Annotated in this window: 16 protein-coding genes; 3 read left to right on the forward strand and 13 right to left on the reverse strand. The window is 65.8% G+C overall.

Translation table 11 applies throughout. The features are described 5' to 3' along the window. Positions 1 to 200 precede the first annotated feature (200 nt). The 9 genes from fusA to ACODTB_RS10055 all read right to left on the reverse strand — a co-directional run bounded on the left by fusA (position 201) and on the right by ACODTB_RS10055 (position 8,667). The gene (fusA, locus tag ACODTB_RS10015) at positions 201 to 2,303 is read right to left on the reverse strand and encodes an elongation factor G (protein ID WP_291116159.1); all 2,103 of its coding nucleotides are present in this window, start codon (positions 2,301 to 2,303) and stop codon (positions 201 to 203) included. A 91-nt stretch (positions 2,304 to 2,394) separates the two neighbouring features. Beyond that, positions 2,395 to 2,865: a 30S ribosomal protein S7 gene (gene rpsG / locus ACODTB_RS10020; protein WP_137918320.1), complete on the reverse strand. Its 471-nt coding sequence runs from the start codon at positions 2,863 to 2,865 to the stop codon at positions 2,395 to 2,397. Positions 2,866 to 3,022: 157 nt separating this feature from the next. Beyond that, positions 3,023 to 3,400 (reverse strand): 30S ribosomal protein S12, encoded by a 378-nt coding sequence (gene rpsL, locus ACODTB_RS10025; protein ID WP_068169701.1) that lies wholly within the window; start codon positions 3,398 to 3,400, stop codon positions 3,023 to 3,025. Positions 3,401 to 3,533: 133 nt separating this feature from the next. Next, positions 3,534 to 4,640, reverse strand: coding sequence for a D-alanyl-D-alanine carboxypeptidase family protein (locus ACODTB_RS10030; protein WP_291116171.1), 1,107 nt, complete (start codon positions 4,638 to 4,640; stop codon positions 3,534 to 3,536). Positions 4,641 to 4,755: 115 nt separating this feature from the next. Then, the gene (locus tag ACODTB_RS10035; RefSeq protein ID WP_291116151.1) at positions 4,756 to 5,379 is read right to left on the reverse strand and encodes an alpha/beta hydrolase; all 624 of its coding nucleotides are present in this window, start codon (positions 5,377 to 5,379) and stop codon (positions 4,756 to 4,758) included. Positions 5,380 to 5,385: 6 nt separating this feature from the next. Further along, positions 5,386 to 5,724 carry a (2Fe-2S) ferredoxin domain-containing protein gene (locus tag ACODTB_RS10040; RefSeq protein ID WP_291116148.1) on the reverse strand — a complete coding sequence of 113 codons (339 nt, stop codon included), beginning with the start codon at positions 5,722 to 5,724 and terminating at the stop codon, positions 5,386 to 5,388. Further along, entirely contained in the window at positions 5,721 to 6,842 is a 1,122-nt protein-coding gene (locus ACODTB_RS10045; RefSeq protein ID WP_291116145.1) for a VanZ family protein, read from the reverse strand. The genes ACODTB_RS10040 and ACODTB_RS10045 overlap by 4 nt, the downstream gene beginning before the upstream one ends. 4 nt (positions 6,843 to 6,846) lie before the next feature. Next, positions 6,847 to 7,275, reverse strand: a complete 429-nt coding sequence (locus tag ACODTB_RS10050; protein WP_291116169.1) for a CopD family protein — start codon at positions 7,273 to 7,275, stop codon at positions 6,847 to 6,849. A gap of 267 nt (positions 7,276 to 7,542) precedes the next feature. Next, a complete protein-coding gene (locus tag ACODTB_RS10055) occupies positions 7,543 to 8,667 on the reverse strand; it encodes a hypothetical protein (RefSeq protein ID WP_488929282.1) in 1,125 nt (374 codons plus the stop codon). Between the two features lie 246 nt (positions 8,668 to 8,913). Between ACODTB_RS10055 and hemB the strand changes: the two genes are divergently transcribed. Next, positions 8,914 to 9,915, forward strand: coding sequence for a porphobilinogen synthase (gene hemB, locus ACODTB_RS10060; protein ID WP_291116138.1), 1,002 nt, complete (start codon positions 8,914 to 8,916; stop codon positions 9,913 to 9,915). A gap of 14 nt (positions 9,916 to 9,929) precedes the next feature. After that, positions 9,930 to 11,039, forward strand: a complete 1,110-nt coding sequence (locus ACODTB_RS10065; protein WP_291116135.1) for a magnesium transporter CorA family protein — start codon at positions 9,930 to 9,932, stop codon at positions 11,037 to 11,039. A 3-nt stretch (positions 11,040 to 11,042) separates the two neighbouring features. Here ACODTB_RS10065 and ACODTB_RS10070 read toward each other — a convergent pair whose 3' ends face one another. The 4 genes from ACODTB_RS10070 to ACODTB_RS10085 all read right to left on the reverse strand — a co-directional run bounded on the left by ACODTB_RS10070 (position 11,043) and on the right by ACODTB_RS10085 (position 13,992). Continuing rightward, on the reverse strand, positions 11,043 to 11,693 hold the full coding sequence (locus ACODTB_RS10070; protein ID WP_291116132.1) for a glutathione S-transferase family protein: 651 nt from the start codon (positions 11,691 to 11,693) through the stop codon (positions 11,043 to 11,045). A gap of 5 nt (positions 11,694 to 11,698) precedes the next feature. Beyond that, on the reverse strand, positions 11,699 to 12,592 hold the full coding sequence (locus tag ACODTB_RS10075) for an amidohydrolase family protein (RefSeq protein WP_291116129.1): 894 nt from the start codon (positions 12,590 to 12,592) through the stop codon (positions 11,699 to 11,701). Positions 12,593 to 12,678: 86 nt separating this feature from the next. After that, on the reverse strand, positions 12,679 to 13,362 hold the full coding sequence (locus ACODTB_RS10080; protein WP_291116126.1) for a dienelactone hydrolase family protein: 684 nt from the start codon (positions 13,360 to 13,362) through the stop codon (positions 12,679 to 12,681). A gap of 30 nt (positions 13,363 to 13,392) precedes the next feature. Next, positions 13,393 to 13,992 (reverse strand): 2-hydroxychromene-2-carboxylate isomerase, encoded by a 600-nt coding sequence (locus ACODTB_RS10085; protein WP_291116123.1) that lies wholly within the window; start codon positions 13,990 to 13,992, stop codon positions 13,393 to 13,395. A gap of 96 nt (positions 13,993 to 14,088) precedes the next feature. Here ACODTB_RS10085 and ACODTB_RS10090 point away from each other — a divergent pair, with 96 nt between their 5' ends. Then, positions 14,089 to 14,838, forward strand: coding sequence for an SDR family oxidoreductase (locus tag ACODTB_RS10090; RefSeq protein WP_291116167.1), 750 nt, complete (start codon positions 14,089 to 14,091; stop codon positions 14,836 to 14,838).

The raw sequence follows: 14,838 nt of genomic DNA on the forward strand, positions 1-14,838 counted from the left end.
TGCCCACGTTCACGTGCGGCTTGGTCCGCTCAAATTTCTCTTTTGCCATTTTTCAATTCCTAAAGAACAAACCCGTGTCACGGTTTAAGGTCTGCACCACACTGCTGGATCGCCCCGCACGGGAACAGGGCGGCGCATGGTCGCAGACCGGCTGATCAATTGGGGACAGCGCGCCCGAAAGCGCCCCACCCCCAAGGTATTTACTTCGCGCGTGCAGCCACGATGGCTTCGGACACGTTGCGCGGCGCTTCGGAGTAGTGCTTGAACTCCATCGTGTACGTGGCGCGGCCTTGCGACATCGAGCGCAGCGTGGTCGAGTAGCCGAACATTTCGGACAGGGGCACTTCGGCCTTGATGGCCTTGCCGCCACCGACCATGTCTTCCATGCCCTGCACCATGCCACGACGGCTGGACAGATCGCCCATCACGTTGCCGGCGTAGTCTTCAGGCGTTTCCACTTCCACGGCCATCATGGGTTCCAGGATGACCGGGCTGGCCTTCTTGCAACCTTCCTTGAAGCCGAAGATGGCGGCCATCTTGAACGCCATTTCGGACGAGTCCACGTCGTGGTACGAACCGAAGTGCAGCGTGACCTTGACGTCCACCACGGGGAAGCCCGCCAGCACGCCGGCGTTGAGCGCCTCGATCACGCCCTTTTCCACCGCCGGGATGTACTCGCGCGGCACCACGCCGCCCTTGATGGCGTCCACGAACTCGAAGCCCTTGCCAGCTTCGTTGGGTTCGATCTTGAACACCACGTGTCCGTACTGACCCTTACCGCCCGACTGGCGCACGAACTTGCCTTCGGCTTCGTCCACGCTCTTGCGGATGGTTTCGCGGTAGGCCACTTGCGGCTTGCCGACGTTGGCTTCCACGCCGAATTCGCGCTTCATGCGGTCGACAATGATTTCCAGGTGCAGCTCGCCCATGCCGGAGATGATGGTCTGGCCGGACTCTTCGTCGGTCTTGACGCGGAACGAGGGATCTTCGGAGGCCAGGCGTTGCAGCGCAATGCCCATCTTTTCCTGGTCGGCCTTGGTCTTGGGTTCCACGGCCTGCGCGATGACGGGCTCGGGGAAGACCATGCGCTCGAGCATGATGATGGCGTCCGGATCGCACAGGGTCTCACCCGTGGTCACGTCCTTGAGGCCCACGCAGGCAGCGATGTCGCCGGCGCGGATTTCTTCCACTTCCAGGCGGTTGTTGGCATGCATCTGCACGATACGACCGATGCGTTCCTTCTTGCCCTTGACCGGGTTATAGACCGAGTCGCCCTTCTTGAGCACACCGGAGTACACCCGCACGAACGTGAGCTGGCCCACGTACGGGTCGGTCATCAGCTTGAACGCCAGGGCGGACAGCTTCTCGTCGTCGGAAGCCTTGCGCGAGGTAGGCTCCTCGTTGTCATCGGTGCCGCCCACGGGAGGAATGTCCACCGGCGAAGGCAGGAAGTCGATCACGGCGTCGAGCATGCGCTGCACGCCCTTGTTCTTGAACGCGGTGCCGCACAGCATCGGCTGGATTTCGGTGGCCAGCGTGCGCGCACGGATGCCCTGCTTGATTTCGGCTTCCGTCAGGTTGCCTTCCTCAAGGTACTTGTTCATCAGTTCTTCGCTGGATTCAGCAGCGGCTTCGATCATCTTCTCGCGCCACTCCTCGGCTTGCGCCTGCAGTTCGGCCGGGATGTCCTGGAACTCGAACTTCATGCCCTGGGACGCTTCGTCCCAGATGATTGCCTTCATCTTGATGAGGTCGACCACGCCCTTGAAGTTGTCTTCAGCGCCGATCGGGATCACGATCGGCACCGGGTTGGCCTTCAGGCGCAGACGCATCTGGTCATAGACCTTGAAGAAGTTGGCACCGGTCCGGTCCATCTTGTTGACGAACGCCAGACGGGGCACCTTGTACTTGTTGGCCTGGCGCCAGACGGTTTCCGACTGGGGCTGCACGCCGCCCACGGCACAGTAGACCATGCAGGCACCGTCCAGCACGCGCATGGAACGCTCCACCTCGATGGTGAAGTCCACGTGGCCGGGGGTGTCGATGATGTTGAAGCGGTGTTCGGGGTAGGACAGGTCCATGCCCTTCCAGAAGCACGTGGTGGCAGCCGAGGTGATCGTGATGCCACGCTCTTGCTCCTGCTCCATCCAGTCCATGGTGGCGGCGCCATCATGAACCTCGCCGATCTTGTGGTTCACACCGGTGTAGAACAGGATGCGTTCGGTGGTGGTGGTCTTGCCGGCATCGATGTGCGCGGAAATACCGATGTTGCGATAACGCTCAAGGGGCGTGGTGCGGGACATGGAAATACTCCGAAAAGGGGACGAGCCCGCTCCCCTGATTCAGGGAATGCGGGCTCTCGGTTCTGGATGCTCTACTGGACGGCAGCCCGGATCAGAAGCGGAAGTGGCTGAAGGCCTTGTTGGCCTCGGCCATGCGGTGCACTTCATCACGCCGCTTCATGGCGCCGCCACGGCCTTCGGTGGCTTCGATCAGTTCGTTGGCCAGACGCAGGGCCATGGACTTCTCGCTGCGCTTGCGGGCAGCCTCTTTGATCCAGCGCATGGAAAGGGCCAGACGACGCACGGGCCGGACTTCGACCGGCACCTGGTAGTTGGCACCACCCACGCGGCGGGATTTCACTTCCACCATGGGCTTGACGTTGTTGATGGCGACCGAGAAGATTTCGACCGGATCTTTGCCGCTCTTCTTCTCGATCTGCTCCAGCGCACCGTAAATGATGCGCTCGGCAACAGCCTTCTTGCCGCCTTCCATGATCACGTTCATGAACTTGGAGAGCTCGACATTGCCGAACTTGGGGTCCGGCAGGATTTCACGTTTAGGGACTTCGCGACGACGTGGCATTTTTTCACCTCATATTGCTTCAGTTGGCACCTTTTCAGGGGCCGCGAGAGTCATGCAAAAACTCTCACTTACTCGACCCGCACGGACCATTCCGTGTTGTGGGCCACTGCGCTTGAACCACCTGCCAGGCAGAACAAACACCGGAAATTTCGAACGATCAGGCCTTCTTGGGGCGCTTGGCACCGTACTTGGAGCGCGACTGCTTGCGGTCTTTCACGCCTTGCAGATCGAGCGAACCGCGCACGATGTGGTAACGCACACCGGGCAAGTCCTTGACACGACCGCCACGGACCAGCACGACGCTGTGTTCCTGGAGGTTGTGGCCTTCACCGCCGATGTAGGAGATCACCTCAAAACCGTTGGTCAGGCGCACTTTGGCAACCTTGCGCAGAGCGGAGTTGGGCTTCTTGGGGGTCGTGGTGTACACACGGGTGCACACGCCGCGACGCTGCGGAGAGTTTTCCATGGCCGGGCTCTTGGATTTGGTCTTTTCGACCTCCCGGCCGTGGCGCACGAGTTGATTGATGGTTGGCATTAAAACGTCCCTAAACGTTTGAAAAAAGCGAAAACGAAAACTCCTCGGAAGATTCCGAAAAGCCCTCTACTGTAGCACGCAGCCGATTTTCTGACAACGCAAGCCCTTCGGAAGGGCCGTGGAGCTCGAAGCGTCACTGGATCCAGAGGCGGATCGCGTCCCAGGCGCGGCCGAAGATGCCGCTTTCCTCAACCGTCTCGAGCACGGTCAATGGGATTTCGGCCACCGTGGCGCCACCGGCGGTGGTCACGCGCAACGTGCCGACGGACTGACCCTTCATCAGGGGCGCCACCAGCGGATCGGGGCGAACCACCTCGGACTTGAGCTTGGCACCCTCGCCCGCGGGCACCGACACGACCACGCCTTCGGCCCGGCCCAGGCGGACCTGATCGGCCTTGCCCTTCCAGATGCGGGGCGTCGCCACCGGCTGGCCAACGGGGATCAGGCGCACGGCATCGAATGCCGTGTAGCCCCAGTTGAGCAGCTTCTGGCTTTCGGCGGCGCGGGCGTTTTCACTCGATGCACCCAGCAGCACGCTGATCAGGCGCCGCTGCCCTTGAGCACCCTCACCCAGGCCAGGCACCTGCCGGCGCGCGGTGGCGACCAAGCAATAGCCAGCCGCGTTGGTGTGCCCGGTTTTCAGGCCGTCTACGCTCGGGTCGCGAAACAGCAGCAGGTTGCGGTTGGTGTCGTTGGCCGCGGGCGTGCCCGGGTAGCGGTAGCGCTGGATGGCGTAGTACGGCACGTACTGGGGGAAGTCGGCCATCAGGCGCGTGGCCAGCGTGGCCAGGTCGCGCGCGGTCGTGGTGTGACCAGCTTCGGTGAGGCCTTCCACGTTGCGGTAGGTGGTGGACGCCATGCCCAGCGCCTTGGCCTGTTCGTTCATGAGTTGCACGAAGCGCTCGACCGACCCGGCCACGCCCTCGGCGAGCGCCACCGTCGCATCGTTGCCAGACTGCACGATCATGCCCTTGATCAGGTCTTCCACCGGCACCTGCATCTTGGGGTCGATGAACATGCGCGAGCCGGGCATCTTCCAGGCGCGCTCGCTCACACCAAAGGTCTGCGTGAGGCTGATCTTGCCGGCCTTGAGCGCATCGAACACCAGGTAGGCGGTCATGAGCTTGGTCAGCGACGCGGGCTCGACCGCCTGGTCCGGATCCTTGGAGGCGAGCACTTGGCCGGAGGTCGCGTCCAGCAGCAGGTAGGCGCGCGCGGCCACCTCGGGCGGGGCGGGCATCTGCGCCAGCGCGGGCACCGTCACACCGAGGGACAGGCACAACAGAAAACGGGAAAAGAGACGACGCAACAAAATCCGGTCCTTCAAAGGGAAAAACAAGAGAACCCGCGAGCGGTCAGGCCCGCAGGTGACGCAGCACCAACTCCCGCAACAACGGGAGCTGGCCGTGGAAGAAATGGCCGCCACCAGGCACCACCAGCACCGGCAGCGATTGGGGGCGGGCCCAGTCCATGACGGACGACAAGGGCACCGTGTCGTCCTGCTCGCCATGAACGACCAGCGTGCGGGCATGAAGTTCCGCCGCCACCGGCGCCACCTCGAAACGGCTGGCTGCAGTCCCGATCAGCACCAGGTGCTGGATGTCCCGCGCGCCGTGCAGCCGGGCGGCGGCATGGCAGGTCACGAAGGAGCCGAACGAAAAGCCGGCCAGGCACAGTGGGCCGCTTGGCGCCTGCGCCTCGATCACCGCCATCAGGTCGTCGAGCTCGCCGCGCCCCTCGTCGTAGACACCCTCGCTCTGGCCGACTCCGCGAAAGTTGAAGCGCACTGCGGTCCAGCCGGCTTGCACGCAGGCCCGCGCCAGGGTCTGGACGACCTTGTTGGTCAGCGTGCCGCCGTGCAAGGGGTGGGGGTGGGCAATCACGGCGGTGCCTCGCACCGCTTCCGTTGGGCGGTCGATCGCCAGCTCCAGCTGGCCCGCGGGGCCAACGATCGACAGAAACTCGGTTTGTGCGTTCATCGCGCCTCAGCGCCCCACGTCCGGTGGCGTCAGCAGGCGTTGCACCACCACACCATCGCGCAGGTGCGATTGCACAATTTCATCGATGTCGTGCTCATCCACGTAGCTGTACCAGACCGCCTCGGGGTACACGACGGCGATTGGGCCGCCGGCACAGCGGTCCAGGCATCCCGCCTTGTTGACGCGCACCTTGCCCACGCCCGACAGGCCCAGCGCCTTGGCCTGCGACTTGCAGCGATCGAATGCGGCCTGCGCCCGGTGCTGGGCGCACGAGGCCTCGCCACCTTCCCGCTGATTGAGGCAGAAGAAGATGTGCCGCTCGTAGTAGGACTTGTTTTCGCTCATGGCGGAATTTTAGTGGTCCGCTCCGAGGCCAGCGGTGCACGCGCCACCATGCGCAGGCCGAAGATCAGGGCGGCGAATGGCCACAGCCACCCCAGCCACTGCGAAATTCCGTGGAAACGGATGAAGCGCCCCTGCTCCCAGACTTCCAGCGACTGCGCGAAGTAAGGGCTGTCGGGCGCGAGGTTGAGGAGCGTCAGCGACACCGCCAGGGTCAGCAGCATCACCACGTTGCACAACCGGCGCGGGAGCCACAGCATCGCCAGGCCCAGCAGCGCCGCCATGACCAGGCCCATGGTGGCCTGCGGGCTGACCCACGCCCAGGCATGGGATGGCCCATAGGTCAGGGCGGCCGACAGGCCCGCCGCGCCCGCCGCGGCCAGAAAGAACATCAGCAGGAAGAAGACCCGGCGCAGCACCGATCGCATTTCGGCAAACCCCATCAGCAAAGGCGACAGCAAGCACAGCGAAATGCAGAAGGCTTCGGCCAGCGGGCTGAGCGGGTCGGGAGCTTCCAGGCGCACGGGCACCCAGGTCAGGAAAGGGGTGTCCTCCAGCAACAGCACCAGCCCAGCCTCCAGCCGATCCCAGACCTGGCCCAGACCAAACGGCACCGACAGCGGGTAGAGCAGCGCAAACGGCCAGAGCGCCAGAAGCACCAGGCTGCCGTGGGCCGAGGGCTCGAACCAGTTGGCGCGAAACTGGCTCCAGTGGCGCAGCACCCCCAGGCGCTCCAATCCCCAGGCACAGGCAGCGCCGAGGGCCGCGCCAGCGCTGTTGAGCACGAAGTCGACATTGGACGGCACCCGCATCGGCAGGTAGTTCTGCAGAGTCTCCACCGCCAGGGACAACAACGCCGGCACCCCGAACGCCAACCACCAGGCCCACCGCCCCCAGCCCGATCGCAGCATCGCCAGGCTCAACAGAAATCCCAGGGGGGCGTAGCCCAGCAGGTTGGAGGCCACGTCGAAACCGGTCCAGTACTGCGGCAATGGCGCCCACAGGAAGGCCAACGGCGACACGCCCTGCACGCGCCATCCCGTGAACGGGTACAGGCTGGCGTACACCACCACGCAGGCAAACAACAGTGCCAGCGGCCAGGCGGAGGACCGGGTTTTCAAAGCGTCAGAAGGGCTTGACCACCACCAGCACCACCACGGCCACCAGCAGGATCACGGGCACTTCGTTGAACCAGCGGTACCAGACGTGGCTGCGCCGCTGGGCGCCTTGCACGAACCGGCGCAACAGCAGGCCGCAGGCATGGTGATAACCCAGGATGAGGACGACCGCGACAAGCTTGGCGTGCATCCAGCCGTTGCCCGCCCCCCGTCCAATGCCGTAGCCCAGCCAGAGCCACAGACCCAGGGCCAGGGCTGGCACCGCCAGAATGGTGGTGAAACGCATCAGTTTGCGCGCCATCAGAAGCAGGCGCTCACGCTCCGCGACGCTCTCGGGAGGCACCATCGCCAGGTTCACGAAGATGCGCGGAAGGTAGAACAAGCCGGCAAACCAGCTGGCCACGAAAACGATGTGGAAGGACTTGACCCAGAGCATCCGGGCAGTGTAGCCCCGGGGCTTCAGGGAGCGGGCCGAGGCGGTCAAATCGCCAGAATTGACAGGGCAAAAAAAACCCGGCCTTTCGGGCCGGGTCAGGAAGCCTTTTTGCTGTCACACACTAAGGCACCCGCTCAGGGAGGAAAAGCGGGGAGCCGACCTTTCGGCAGGCTCGACAGAAATATTACACCAAGAACAGGCGGAAACCAAGAGGACCTGTCAGTTCTGACATTGTTCTGTTCGATTTTTTGTTGTAGGCGGAACAGGTCACATCATTTTGGCGAGTTCAAACATCACCGCCGTGCCCAGGGCTTCGCGGATGTTACCCCGCCCCACCTTGGCCATGGAGAACTCACCAAAGCCCGACATGTCGAACGAGCTGTCGTCCGGCGAGATCTCGACGAAGGGGAACTCCAACACTTCGCGCAGCAGTTCGCGGCGGAACTGATCAAAGCCTTCGTCCTTGATCCCGGCATCCACGACGATGAGGTTGGGCATGCGGGAAAGGATCGCCTCGCGCGCCTGCCGGAAGTCGACCACGCTGTCCGAACCGATGCCGATCTCGCGCAAGGCGTCGCGCACATCGGCGCGGATCTGCAGCGTGGGCGAGATGGTCAGCACATACACGCCGGACAGCGATTTGAACATCGAGGAATGGTCGTCCGAGAGGTCCACGGCCGAGATGCCGTCCACCGCCTGCACCGTGCGGCTGAACAGGGCGGTGAAGTTCACGCCATCGTCGGTGACCTGGCGGTCGATTTCGATGCCGCCGGCCGCGAGCGCGATCTGGCGCACCAGCAGCCAGCTCAGGCTGTCCGTCGACGCGTGGCTCGACGGGGGTGCGCCGTCGTTGGAGACGCGCAACTGCAACCGGGCGTGCCGCGGCCAGGCATTGGTGTCCATGCGAACGTCCATGCGACTGCCGAACGGCAACCCCCAGTCGAGCACGGCGTTGACGAAGGTGTGGGCCACGGTCGGGTCCACCAGCACCTCGACCGGCTTGAGCTTGCGCCGCATCTCGATGCCCAGCACGGCAAATTCCTTCTTGCGTTCCTGCAGCACGCCCTCCACCAGGTCGGCCATGCCCACCTTTTCGTGCGATTGCCGGATGCGCCCGCCATAGAAGCGGTGGATCTGCTGCGCGCTGACGCCGGACTGCTTGATTCGCTCGGCCGGGATGCTCAGTGCCCGGTGCTCCTGCCGGCTGATGGTGCCCTTGCTCAGCAGGAGATCGATGGTGTTCTGCAGTGCACTCACCCCTTCCGTGACCTGATCGGCCAAGCCGGACAACAGGGTCGGCCAATGCTCGTCCAGCGACCACGATTCGGGCTCGCTGGCGCTGGGCTTGGTGTTGGCAAAGCTGTGCGAAGAGGGCTTTTTGGTGGTCAACATGGGCGGACTGGTGGTGCGCAGGGTCTCCCGCGGATCAGTAACAAGATGTGTTGACTGAAGAATAGCGGGTGACACGCTGGATGGCAGCCTCTCGGAGACCAGTATTTTCTTCTTACCGTGGAGTTCACCACACCTGCGGCGCATTTTCGGGCGCCCTGCCCCCTGTCAACTTTCCCAGTTCAGCCGGGAAAGCCGCGTCGCGGCGACCTTCATACGGCGAAAAGGGGCGTTTGCCACAATACGCGCATGCACGCCCCCGCCCCCTACCCTCACAGCCGCCCCCGTCGCCTGCGCCGGGATGCCTTTTCCCGCGACCTGGTGCGTGAGCACCGCCTCAGCCCGGCCGACCTGATCTACCCGGTGTTCGTGCTGGATGGCCAGAACCGCCGCGAAGCCGTGGCCTCGATGCCGGGCGTGGAGCGCCTGAGCCTGGACCTCCTGTTGCCGGTCGCCGAGGACTGCGTGGCGCTGGGCATTCCCGCCATGGCGCTGTTCCCGGTGATCGACCAGTCGCTCAAGACGCCGGACGGCCAGGAGGCCCTGAATCCCGACGGGCTGGTGCCGCGCGTGGTGCGTGAGCTGAAGAAGCGCTTCCCGCAGCTCGGTGTGATGACCGACGTGGCGCTGGACCCCTACACGAGCCACGGGCAGGACGGCGTGCTCGACGAGCACAACTACATCCTGAACGACCCCACGGTGGAGATCCTGGTGAAACAGGCCCTGACGCAGGCGCAGGCGGGCGTGGACATGGTCGCACCCAGCGACATGATGGACGGGCGCATCGGCGCCATCCGCACCGCCCTCGAAGGCAACGGCCTGGTCCACACGCGCATCATGGCCTACAGCGCCAAGTACGCCAGCGCCTTCTATGGCCCGTTCCGCGACGCGGTCGGCTCGGCCACCAACCTGGGCAAGGCCGACAAGAAGGTCTACCAGATGGATCCGGGCAACTCCAACGAAGCCCTGCGCGAGGTGGCGCTGGACCTGGCCGAAGGCGCCGACATGGTGATGGTCAAACCCGGCATGCCCTACCTGGACATCGTGCGCCGGGTCAAGGACGAGTTCGGCGTGCCGACCTTCGCCTACCAGGTCAGCGGCGAGTACGCCATGCTCAAGGCCGCCGCCCTCAACGGCTGGCTGGACCACGACGCGGTGATGATGGAAAGCCTGCTGGCCTTCAAGCGCGCGGGCGCCGACGGTGTGCTCACCTACTTCGCGCGCGACGCGGCGCGCCTGCTGCGCGGCTGACCGCGCGACCTGCCATGCGCATCTTCCACGTCCTGCCCGGCTCGGTGAGCGAATCCGCCACCCTGCCCATGGTGCTGCCAGAGAAAGGCTACATCTGGATTGCCTGCGGGCGGCGCGAGTTCGAGGTGGAGCAAGGCGCGGTGCAGTCCACCCTGCAGGTGCTCTGCGGCATGACGCTGGTGGATCTGCACATTTCCGACCTGCTCAACAACCAGCTGCCCTCGCACTACGACTACACCTCGCAGTACGACATCCTGGTGTTCCGCCGGCTGGCCGCCGGCCACAGCGAGACCGACCTCGCCCACCCCGGCGAGGTGCTCACCCGGTCCGTCAAACGAGGCGGCCCGCCTGTGCTGCGGCGCATCGACACCAGCCCCGTCGGCTTCGCGGTGTTCGACCGCGTGCTGCTCACGGTGCACCCGGTCGGCTGCCAGGCGCTGGAACAGTACGCCACACGGCTGCTCTCGGCCGCCACCGCCGCTTCGCGCGCGGCCGGCGTGCACCTGCCGCCCAGCCCGGCCGACCTGATGCTGCGCATCGTCAACCAGATGGTCGACGGCTACCTCGCGCTGCGCCGCGAGCTTACGCGCCAGCTCGATCATTGGCAGACCGAGCTGCTGATGCCCAAGGCCCGCTTCAGCAACTGGGGCTCGCTGCTGGACGCGCGCATCTCGCTGCACCAGCTCGACGAGATCTGTGAGGACCAGCGTTCGGCCATCCAGGACTGGAACGAGAACCTGGCCACCTGGGAGCCCAACGCCTCCATCGGCGGGCAACGCGGGCTGGAGCTGCTCAAGGTGCGCTCGCGCGACGTGCTCGAGCACATCGAGCGCGTGGTGCACCACGTGCGCCGGCTGGAGCAGAACGCGGAAACCGCGGTGCAGATGCACTTCTCGGCGCAGAGCAACCGCACCAACGACATCATGCGCACGCTCACCGCGCTGACCGCCATCTTCCTGCCACTGAACCTGATCGCGGGCATCTTCGGCATGAACTTCCAGTTCATCCCGCTGCTGCACCAGCAGACCGGCTTCTGGTGGGCCATCGGCTCCATGGCCTTCACGGCGGCGGTGCTGGGCGTGGTGTTCTGGCGCAAGCGCTACCTGGCGCGCACCGCGCGCTGAGCCCTACACGTAGGGTTCGACCAGGCCTTCGTTGGCCAGCACCCGCTGCACCGACGGCCTTGCCAGCATGCGCTGCAGGTACGGGCCCAGGTGCTGGCGGTCCCGCGCCGGTGCGCTGGGGAAGTTGCGCGTCCAGCGGCACAGCGTGAACACATAGGCGTCGAGCAGCGTGAACTGCTCGCCCATGAACCACGGGCCGCCACGGCGTTCGATTTCAGCATCCAGCTGGTTGAGCAGCGGCCCCACGCGGGCCTGGGCGTTGCGCTGCACTTCCGCGACGACCTCGGTGTGCCCGGCGTCGGCCCAGCGCTCGGGGTAGAAGTAGACGATGAGCGTGGCCTGCAACGTGTTGGTCAGCCACATGAGCCACTTGTAGGCATGGGCACGGTCGCGCGTGTCCATGGGTGGCATCAACGCGGCTTTCGGGTGCGTGTCGCTCAGGTACAGGCAGATCGCGGCCGTTTCGTACAGCACCAGATCACCGTCGACCAGCACCGGGATCAGGCCGTTCGGGTTCAGCGCGAGGTAGGCCGGCGTCTTGTGCCCACCGTTCTGTTTGTCGACCAGCACGCGCTCGTAGGGCTCGCCGATTTCCTCGAGCAGGATGTGCGGCACCATGGCGGCGCTGCTGGGGGCGAAGTGCAGTTGGATCATGGGATTCAAGGGTTGGGTGGAGGCACGCCAAAGAGCTTCGCGCCGTTGTCCCAGGCGATGCGCCGCGCCACGTCGGCCGGCAGGCCGCCAAGCCAGTTGCGGTAGCCCTTCATGAGCTCGTCGTAGTACTGCCAGCGCTGGTTGACCCAGGTGTCCGAGCCGATCAGGAAACGGTCCGGGTATTTGAGCAGCAGCGCACGCCATTCGGGGCAGAGCTGGCCGTCGGCGCAGGTCAGGCCGGGGCGGTACGACAGTTCGCCCACCAGGCGTGGGTAGCGCGCGAAGAGTTCGTCCACGCGCGCCACCGGCGTGCCGCCGATGCCGGTGTGGGCCCAGATCAGCAGCGACTTGCGGCCCTTGGATGGCGTGTTGGCCATCAGCAGGTCGATCGCCGCATCGTCCACGTGCGCGAGGATGGCGAGGTCCTTCTCCTCGGCCAGCGCCATGAGCTGTTTGGCCACCGGACCATTGGCGTTGGCGCTGTCGTACAGGTGGAATTCACCCAGGCCGCGGTAGGGCCCGGCGGGCGTGTCGCGCTGGAGTTCGGCGTTGACCATCTCGACGATGGTGGGGTCGCGGAACCAGTTGTTGTAGTCGGCGCGGTCGCGGTACAGGCGCACGAAGGGCACCACGGCCACGCCGGCCTTGCGGGTCTGCTCGCGCGCGCTGGCCAGCGCCCTGGTGCCGTCGTTGGGCCGCGAATTGGCGATGACGGCGCGCACGCCGTTGCGCTGCATGCGGTCCAGCACATCGGCCATGGGGTGCGGGCAGCCCGGGGCCGGTGTGTCGTGCGTGCAGGCTTCGTTGTTGTAGTGCAGGTGCGCGTCGAACAGCGGGCCGCTGTAGTCGGCCGCGACCGCAGGAGCACAAAGACCGATACCGCTCAGCAGAAGCGCCATCCAAAGGTGCCGCGGAACCGGCTTCGCCGGGCCGCTGGCACCGCCCCCTTGAAGGGGGTCGCGCGGAGCGCGCCGGGGGTGAGCCATCAGCCCAGGTGTTGCGCGAAGAAAGCCAGCGTGCGCTCGCGCGCCAGCTTGGCCGCCGCCTCGTTGTACGAGCCACGCTGGTCGCAGTTGAAGCCGTGGTTGGCGTCGTACACGTGCACCGTCACGCCCGGCTGGGCCTTCTTGAAGGCCTCCACCGTGTCGAGCGAAATCCAGTGGTCCTGCGCGCCGAAATGCACCATCACCGGCACCGTGGGTCGCCGCTCGAGCTCCGCACCGACCGTCATGCCACCTCCGTAGTACGGCGCCGCGGCGGACAGCCCTTGCAGCGCGCTGGCCGAACGCCAGGTGAGCAGGCCACCCCAGCAGTAGCCGAGGATGCCGACCTTGCCAGCCTGCGCCGCGTGCTGGATCGCCGCCTGGATGTCGGGCAGCACGCCCGGTGCCGGCAGGCCTTCCACGGCGGCCTTGAGTTCCATGCCGGCCTTCATGTCGGCCTCGGTGTAGCCGAGTTCCACACCGGGTTTCACGCGGTGGAAGGTGTGCGGCGCGACCACGAAGTACCCATCGGCCGCGTAGCCGTCGGCCACCGAGCGGATGTGCGAGTTCACGCCGAAGATTTCCTGCAGCAGCACCAGGCCGCCCTTGGCCTTGCCGCTGGGCTGGGCCACGTAGGCCGGGCATTTGAAGCCGTCGGCGGAGGTGAGTTCGATCGTCTGACCCATGGTGTTTCTCCTGTTGTCGGGTTGAAAAAGTCAGGCGCGCAGCCGGCGCGCCACGAAGTCGAGGCGGTCCTGGCCCCAGAACAGCTCGCCGTCAATGACGTAGCTGGGCGCGCCGAACACGTTGAGGTCGATGGCGGCCTGCGTGTTCTCGTCGTAGCGCGCCTGCACCTCCGGCTGCCGGGACTGCGCCAGCCGCGCGGCATCCAGGCCGGTCTCGGCCAGCAGGGCCGCCAGCGTGGCGTCGTCGGCAATGTCGCGCTGCTGCGCCCAGACGGCGGCCAGCACCGCACCCGTCAGGCGCATCGCGGCCTCGTCGCCGTCGTGCTGGGCCACCGCGGTGATCAGCCGTGCGGCGGGGTCGCCCGCCACCGGGAAAAAACGGGGCTCGGGGTGAAGGGGGATGTCGAGCGCTTCGCTGAAGCGCCGCAACTCGAGCAGGCGGTAGGCCTGGCGCTGCGGCGCGCGCTTCTGCAGGGGCAGTCCGCCGGACAACGGGAAGATCTTGCCCAGGTCCATGGGCCGCACGCGCACGGGCGTGCCGGTCTCGCGCAGCAAGGCCGCAAAACGCGCGTGGCCCAGGTAGGCCCAGGGGCTTTGCGGGACGAAGTAATAGTCGACTGTGCGACGCATGTCGGTCTCCTGTCGCTGTTGTAATGGCAAGCTCGGTGGCGAGCCCGTGTTGTACGCGATGCCACCACATTCTGCAGGAGACGGGTTATGGCTGAGATGACAGGCCGGGCGCTGCTGGTCACCGGAGGCGGGCGCGGCATCGGCGCGGCCACCGCCAGGCTGGCGGCGCGGCAGGGCTGGGCGGTGGCGGTGAACTACACCGCGAACTCGCTCGCGGCCGACGAAGTGGTGCGCGCGATCCGCGCCGAGGGCGGCACGGCCATGAGCGTGCAGGCCGACGTCGCCGACGAAGAGCAGGTGCTCGCGATGTTCGCGAAGATCGACGCCAAGCTGGGCCGCCTGCACGGCCTGGTGAACAACGCGGGCGTGGTCGACGTGACGGCCCGCGTGGACGAGATGAGCGTGGCGCGCTGGCGCCGCATGTTCGACATCAACGTGATCGGCTCGATGCTGTGCGCGCGCGAGGCGGTGCGCCGCATGAGCACGAAACACGGCGGCGAAGGTGGGTCCATCGTGAACCTCTCCAGCGCGGCCTCGCGCCTGGGCTCGGCCGGCCAGTACGTGGACTACGCGGCGGCCAAGGGCGCGATCGACGCCTTCACCATCGGCCTGGCGCGGGAGGTCGGCGGCGAGGGCGTGCGCGTCAACGCGGTGCGGCCGGGCCTGATCGAGACCGAGATCCACGCCTCGGGCGGCCTGCCCGACCGGGTGCGAGACCTCCAGCACCAGGTGCCCATGCAGCGCGGCGGGCGGGCCGAGGAGGTGGCGCAGGCCATCGTCTGGCTGCTGTCCGACGCGGCAAGCTACACCACCATGACCCTGATGGACGTCTCCGGAGGACGCTGA

Source organism: Hydrogenophaga sp. FG152 (genome assembly GCF_057809615.1).